Annotated in this window: 2 protein-coding genes and 1 pseudogene; all 3 read right to left on the bottom strand. The window is 71.6% G+C overall.

The window, feature by feature from the left end:
- Positions 1 to 34: 34 nt before the first annotated feature.
- Complete coding sequence (locus tag BJF79_RS28175) at positions 35 to 1,501, bottom strand: glutamate synthase subunit beta (protein ID WP_075901883.1); 1,467 nt, start codon at positions 1,499 to 1,501, stop codon at positions 35 to 37.
- A gap of 17 nt (positions 1,502 to 1,518) precedes the next feature.
- Positions 1,519 to 6,076 (bottom strand): annotated as a pseudogene (gene gltB, locus BJF79_RS28170) (glutamate synthase large subunit).
- A gap of 379 nt (positions 6,077 to 6,455) precedes the next feature.
- The coding region (locus BJF79_RS28165; RefSeq protein WP_262402692.1) for a hypothetical protein at positions 6,456 to 7,223 on the bottom strand (768 nt) is incomplete at its 5' end.

The following is a 7,223-nucleotide window of genomic DNA, read 5'->3' as shown; positions in this document are numbered from 1 at the left end:
CCGTGGGGTCGGGCGCCGGGGTCCTCGGCGGCGGTCAGGCGATGGGACGGGCCGTGGGCGGGATCGGGTACGGCAGCGCCGACGTGCGGCCGGTGAGGTGCTCGTCGACGCCGTGCGCGGCGGCGCGGCCCTCGGCGATGGCCCACACGATCAGCGACTGGCCGCGGCCCATGTCGCCGGCGACGTACACGCCGTCCACGGACGTCTTGTAGTCCTTGTCGCGGACGACGTTGCCGCGCTGGTCCAGCTCGACGCCGAGCTGTTCGAGGAGGCCTTCGCGCTGCGGGCCGAGGAAGCCCATGGCGAGGGTGACCAGCTGGGCGGGCAGTTCGCGTTCGGTGCCCTCGATCGGCGCGAAGCCGGTCTCGGGGCCGCCCACCTCGACGATCTTGACGGCGCGCAGGTTGCCGTCCTCGTCGCCGAGGAACTCGGTGGTGGAGACGGCGTAGAGCCGGTCGCCGCCGCCGTCGGCGAGTTCCTCGTGGGCGCTTTCCATCTTGAACAGCATCGGGTAGGTCGGCCACGGCTGGGCGTCCGGGCGGGACTCCGGGGGCCGCGGCATGATCTCCAGCTGGGTGACGGACGCGGCGCCCTGCCGGATCGCGGTGCCGATGCAGTCGGCGCCGGTGTCGCCGCCGCCGATGACGACGACGTGCTTGCCCCCGGCGTCGATGGGCGACTCGGTGAAGTCGCCTTCCTGCACCTTGTTGGCGGGCGGCAGGTACTCCATGGCCTGGACGACGCCGCCGAGTTCGCGCCCGGGGATGGGCAGGTCGCGCCAGGCGGTGGCGCCGCCGGCGAGGACGACGGCGTCGTGGCGGTCGCGCAGTTCGTCGGCGGTGACGTCGACGCCGATGTTGACGGAGGTGCGGAACTCGGTGCCTTCGGCGCGCATCTGGTTGATGCGGCGGTCGACGTGCCGCTTCTCCATCTTGAATTCGGGGATGCCGTAGCGGAGCAGGCCGCCGACGCGGTCGGCGCGCTCGTAGACGGTGACGTCGTGCCCGGCGCGGGTGAGCTGCTGGGCGGCGGCGAGCCCGGACGGGCCGGAGCCGACGACCGCGATCTTCTTGCCGGTCTTGACGGCGGGCGGCTGCGGGCGGACCCAGCCTTCGGCGAACGCGCGGTCGATGATCTCGACTTCGACCCGCTTGATGGCGACGGGGTCCTGGTTGATGCCGAGGACGCAGGCGCTTTCGCAGGGGGCGGGGCAGAGCCTCCCGGTGAATTCCGGGAAGTTGTTGGTGGCGTGGAGCCGTTCGATGGCCTCGTGCCAGTCCTTGCGGTAGACGAGGTCGTTCCACTCGGGGATGAGGTTGCCGAGCGGGCAGCCCTGGTGGCAGAACGGGATGCCGCAGTCCATGCAGCGGCTCGCCTGCTTCTCCAGGCGGTCCTTGCCGAAGTCTTCGTAGACCTCGGTCCAGCTCTTGATGCGGACGTCGACCGGGCGGCGCTTCGGGAGCTCCCGCGAAACGGTCAGGAAACCCTTCGGGTCGGCCATGTGGGATTCCTCCTCTCTCAGACCCGGGCCGCGGCCATGACGGCCTCGTCGACGTCGCGTCCCTGCGCCTCGGCCTCGGCCATGGCGGTCAGGACGCGCCGGTAGTCGCGCGGCATGATCTTGGTGAAGCGGGCGGCGGTGGCGTCCCAGTCGTCCAGCAGGCGCCGGGCGAGGACGGAACCGGTCTCGGCGCGGTGGCGTTCGACGAGCCCGCGGACGAACGCGACGTCGTCGCCGTCCAGGGGTTCGAGGTCGACCATCTCGCCGTTGACCCGCTCGGGTACCAGGTCGAGCACGTAGGCGACGCCGCCGGACATGCCGGCCGCGAGGTTGCGTCCGGTGCGGCCGAGGATGACGGCGCGGCCGCCGGTCATGTACTCGCAGGCGTGGTCGCCGACGCCTTCGACGACGGCGGTGGCGCCGGAGTTGCGGACGCAGAACCGTTCGCCGACGACGCCCGCGGCGAACAGTTCGCCGGACGTGGCGCCGTACAGGATGACGTTGCCGCCGATGATCTGCTCCGCGGAGGCGAACGCGGCGTCGTCCGGCGCCCGCAGGGTGAGGCGTCCGCCGGACAGGCCCTTGCCGACGTAGTCGTTGGCGTCGCCGACGAGCCGGAGGGTGACGCCGCGCGGCACGAACGCGCCGAACGAGTTGCCCGCCGAGCCGGTGAAGGTGACGTCGACGGTGTCGTCGGGCAGGCCGTCGCCGCCCCATCTGCGGGTGAGTTCGTGGCCGAGCATGGTGCCGACGGTGCGGTTGACGTTGCGGATCGGCAGGTCGAGGGTGACCTTGTCGCCGTAGGCGAGGGCGCCTTCGGCGAGCTGGATCAGCGTGTTGTCGAGGGCCTTTTCGAGGCCGTGGTCCTGTTCGCCGACGCAGTGCAGCGCGTCCCCGTAGGGGGTTTCGGGGGCGTGCAGGATGGGGGCGAGGTCGAGGCCGGACGCCTTCCAGTGGTCGACGGCGTCGCGGGTGTCGAGCATGTCGACGTGCCCGATGGCCTCGTCCAGCGAGCGGAAGCCGAGTTCGGCGAGGTACTCGCGGACTTCTTCGGCGATGAACTCGAAGAAGTTCACGACGAACTCGGGCTTGCCGGAGAACCGTTCCCGCAGGACGGGGTTCTGGGTGGCGACGCCGACGGGGCAGGTGTCGAGGTGGCAGACCCGCATCATGACGCAGCCGGACACGACGAGCGGCGCGGTCGCGAAGCCGTATTCCTCGGCGCCGAGGAGGGCGGCGATGACGACGTCGCGGCCGGTCTTCATCTGCCCGTCGTCTGCACGACGATGCGGTCGCGCAGCCCGTTGAGCAGGAGGGTCTGCTGGGTTTCGGCGAGGCCGAGCTCCCAGGGCGTCCCGGCGTGCTTGAGGGACGTCAGCGGGGACGCGCCGGTGCCGCCGTCGTGCCCGGAGATCAGGACGACGTCGGCGTGCGCCTTCGACACTCCGGCCGCGACCGTGCCGACGCCCATCTCCGCGACGAGCTTGACGTGCACGCGCGCGGACGGGTTGGCGTTCTTGAGGTCGTGGATGAGCTGGGCGAGGTCCTCGATCGAGTAGATGTCGTGGTGCGGCGGCGGCGAGATGAGGCCGACGCCGGGCGTGGAGTGCCGAGTCTTGGCGATCCACGGGTACACCTTGTGGCCGGGCAACTGCCCGCCCTCGCCGGGCTTGGCGCCCTGCGCCATCTTGATCTGGATGTCGTCGGCGTTGGTGAGGTATTCGGAGGTGACGCCGAACCGGCCGGACGCGACCTGCTTGATGGCGCTGCGCCGCAGGTCGCCGTTCTCGTCCGGGGTGAAGCGGTCCGGGTCTTCGCCGCCCTCGCCGGTGTTGGACTTGCCGCCGAGGCGGTTCATCGCGATCGCGAGGGTCTGGTGGGCTTCGGCGGAGATGGAGCCGTAGGACATCGCCCCGGTGGAGAACCGCTTGACGATCTCCGACGCGGGCTCGACCTCGTCGATCGGCACCGGCGGGCGGGCGCCGTCCTTCAGCCGGAACAGGCCGCGCAGCGTCATCAGCTTCTCGGCCTGCGAGTCGACGTCGGAGGTGTACTCCTTGAAGATCTCGTAGCGGCGGGTGCGGGTGGCGTGCTGCAGCTTGAACACCGTGTCGGGGCTGAACAGGTGCGGTTCGCCCTCGCGGCGCCACTGGTACTCGCCGCCGACCTCCAGGGTGCGGTGCGCGAGGTCGTTGCCGCCGGCCGGGTGGGCGCGGCGGTGCCGTTCGGCGACCTCGCGGGCCAGGACGTCGAAGCCGACGCCGCCGAGCCGGGAGACGGTGCCGGTGAAGCAGCGGCCGACGACCTCCTCGCCGAGCCCGATCGCCTCGAAGATCTGCGCGCCGGTGTAGGACGCGACCGTGGACACGCCCATCTTCGACATGACCTTCAGGACGCCCTTGCCGTACGCCTTGACGAGGTTGCGGACGGCTTTGCCCTCGTCGAGGCGTCGCGTCGAACGCCGGAGCGGACGAGGTCCTCGACGGTCTCGATCGCGAGGTAGGGGTTGATCGCGGACGCGCCGTAGCCGATGAGCAGCGCCATGTGGTGGCACTCGCGGGCTTCGCCGGTCTCGATGACCAGGCCGACCTGCGTCCGGGTCTTCTCCCGGATCAGGTGGTGGTGGACCGAGCCGGTGAGCAGCAGCGCCGGGATCGCGGCGCGGGCGGAGTCGGCGCCGCGGTCCGACAGCACGATGATGCGCGCGCCGGCGTCGATGGCGCGCGACACCTCTCCGTTGATCTCCTCCAGGCGCGTCTGCAGGGCCTCTCCCCCGCCGGCGACGTCGTAGAGGCCGTGGACGACGTAGGCCTGCAGGTGCGGCAGGGACCCTTCGTCGTCGATGTGGATGATCTTGGAGAGTTCGTCGTTGTCCAGGATCGGGGTGGGCAGCACGAGCCGGCGGCACGAGTCCGGGCCGGGTTCGAGCAGGTTGCCCTCGGGCCCGAGGGTGGACTGCAGGGAGGTGACGAGCTCCTCGCGGATGGCGTCCAGCGGCGGGTTGGTGACCTGCGCGAACTGCTGCTTGAAGTAGTCGAACAGCAGGCGCGGACGCTCCGACAGCACCGCGATCGGGGTGTCGGTGCCCATCGACCCGATCGGCTCCGCGCCCGTCTTCGCCATGGGGCTGAGGATGATCCGCTGCTCTTCGAGCGTGTACCCGAAGGTCTGCTGCCGCTTGACGAGCGTGTCGTGGGTGGGGATCTCCCGCTCGCGGCGCGGCAGTTCCTCGAACCGGACGAGCCCGTCGTGCAGCCACCGCGCGTACGGGTGCTCGGCGGCGAGTTCGGCCTTGACCTCGTCGTCCTCGACGATCCGCCCGGCGGCGGTGTCGACCAGGAAGATCTTGCCGGGCTGCAGGCGGCCCTTGCGGACGACCTTGCTCGCGGGGATGTCGAGGACGCCCGCCTCGCTGGCGAGGACGACGAGACCGTCGTCGGTCACCCAGTAGCGGCCGGGGCGCAGGCCGTTGCGGTCCAGGACGGCGCCGACGACGGTACCGTCGGTGAAGCTGACGCTGGCGGGGCCGTCCCACGCCTCCATGAGGGTGGAGTGGAACTCGTAGAAGGCCCGGCGGTCCGGGTCCATCTCGGTGTGGTTCTCCCACGCCTCCGGGATCATCATCAGGACGGCGTGCGGCAGCGACCGGCCGCCCAGGTGCAGCAGCTCCAGGCACTCGTCGAACGAGGCGGTGTCGGACGCCTCGATGTCGATCACCGGGTAGACGCGCGACAGGTCGCCGGGGAACAGGTCGGACTTCAGCAGCGCCTCGCGGGCCCGCATCCAGTTCCGGTTCCCCTTGACCGTGTTGATCTCGCCGTTGTGGGCGACGAACCGGAACGGGTGCGCCAGCTCCCACGCCGGGAACGTGTTGGTGGAGAACCGCGAGTGCACCAGCGCGATCGCGCTGGTGAACCGGCGGTCCGACAGGTCGGGGAAGAACGGCTCCAGCTGCGGGGTCGTCAGCATCCCCTTGTAGACGATCGTCCGGCTGGACAGGCTCGGGAAGTAGACGGCGACGTCCTGCTCCGCGCGTTCGCGCATGCAGAACACCACGCGGTCCAGTTCCAGGCCGCTCTTGCCGGCGTGCGGGCCGCCGTCGGACGCCCGCAGGAACAGCTGCGCGAAGTGCGGCATGGCGCGGCGCGCGGCGGGACCGGCGAACTCCGGGTCGGTCGGCAGCTCGCGCCAGCCGAGGACGGTCAGCCCCTCCTCGACGCACAGCGTCTCCACGTGGGCGACCACGGCGGCGCGCTCGTCGGCGTCGGCCGGAAGGAACGCGATACCGGCCGCGTAGGCGCCCGCCGCGGGCAGCGCGAGGCCGGTCACCTCGCGGAAGAACGCGTCGGGGATCTGCAGCATGATGCCGACGCCGTCGCCGTCGTCCGGCTCGGCGCCCACCGCGCCGCGGTGGTCCAGGTTCTTCAGGACGGTCAGGGCGTTCTGAACGATGTCGTGGCTTGCACGGCCGTGCAGGTCCGCCACCATTCCGACACCGCAGGCGTCGTGCTCGTTGGCCGGGTCGTAGAGACCCTGGTGGCGGGGGCGGCCCGGTGTGAGGGCAGCAGCAGCCATCAACCCTCCCGTCGTCGTCGTGTCACTGCTTCTGAGGTCAGTGCTAGCCGGGACGACGTTGGCCCTGCTGCGGTGAGATGACATTACATCACTGCCGGGATCATGCCCGACTGTGGCGGATCGCGAAACTTCTCAGCGCGGATCGGAAGGCGTCATCTCACTGGTTTAGACCAGATTACCGGCTCCCATCGGGCACGACGTTCCGCGCCCCCGGGTGAGGATCATCACCCGGGAGGCGACGTTTAGCCCGCTTCCGCCCCGCTTCCAACGGTCGTCCCGGCCGGGTTTCTTCCCGTCGGGTGCCGGTTCCGCGGTCAGCCGGACGTACCGGACGCGGCGGCGGCGCGGGCGAGGACCGCCGGGGCCTTCCCGCCCTCGATCAGCATCGACAGCAGCGTCTCGTCCGCCGCGTCGCCCGCGCCGTCCAGACGCGCCGCCCACGACACGACCGCGAAGTGCCCCTGCGCGAGGCCCCGCGCCATGCCGAATCCGGTGCCGAACTCCGCGAGCGCCCCTCGGCCGGAAGCGGCCGGACGAATCCGCCGCCGCGCACGTCGCCGAGCGTCGCGACGAACCGGTCGCCGTCGGCCGCCGACGCCAGGTTGAACACCGCGACCGCCAGCCCGTAGCCGCCGTCGGCGTCGGCGTACAGGCCGCGGACGGCCTGGCCGCAGCCGGCGGCCAGGTCGGCGGCGACGCTCGCGCCCCACACGGCGGCCGCGCAGTCGCCGTCCAGCTTCTCGGCCGCCAGCTCCAGCTCGATCTCGCTCTCCGGGACGGGCAGGGTCCGCGCGTCCTTCGGGAAGGCTTCCTCGATCGTCAGCGGCTCCGCGTCCGCCTTGCGGGTCTTGATCCCCGCGTACGCGTCCGACGACGGCGAACTCGAATACGAGGTCGGCGACAGGCCCGTCTCCGCCGCGGTGCCCATCGGCGGGAGCGCCGCGCCGCGGGCGTCGGCGCCGTCCGTCCCGCCCGTGACCGCGAGGGCGCCGAAGCCCGAGGAGGACGACGGCGCCAGCGCCCCGGCCGCGGCGAAGTACGCCTTCGGGCCCGGCAGGCCGCCGAGGCGGGAACGCCCGGCGCGCGGCGGACGCGTCCGGCCCCGCACCGCCGGGGGCGTGCTGTGCGTAGGGCGCGTCGGGCGCGT

The sequence above is a fragment of the Actinomadura sp. CNU-125 genome (assembly GCF_001942465.1).
GTDB lineage: Bacteria > Actinomycetota > Actinomycetes > Streptosporangiales > Streptosporangiaceae > Spirillospora.
The sequence above is the reverse complement of the archived record's forward strand: the minus strand, read 5'-3'. Positions and strand labels throughout refer to the sequence as shown.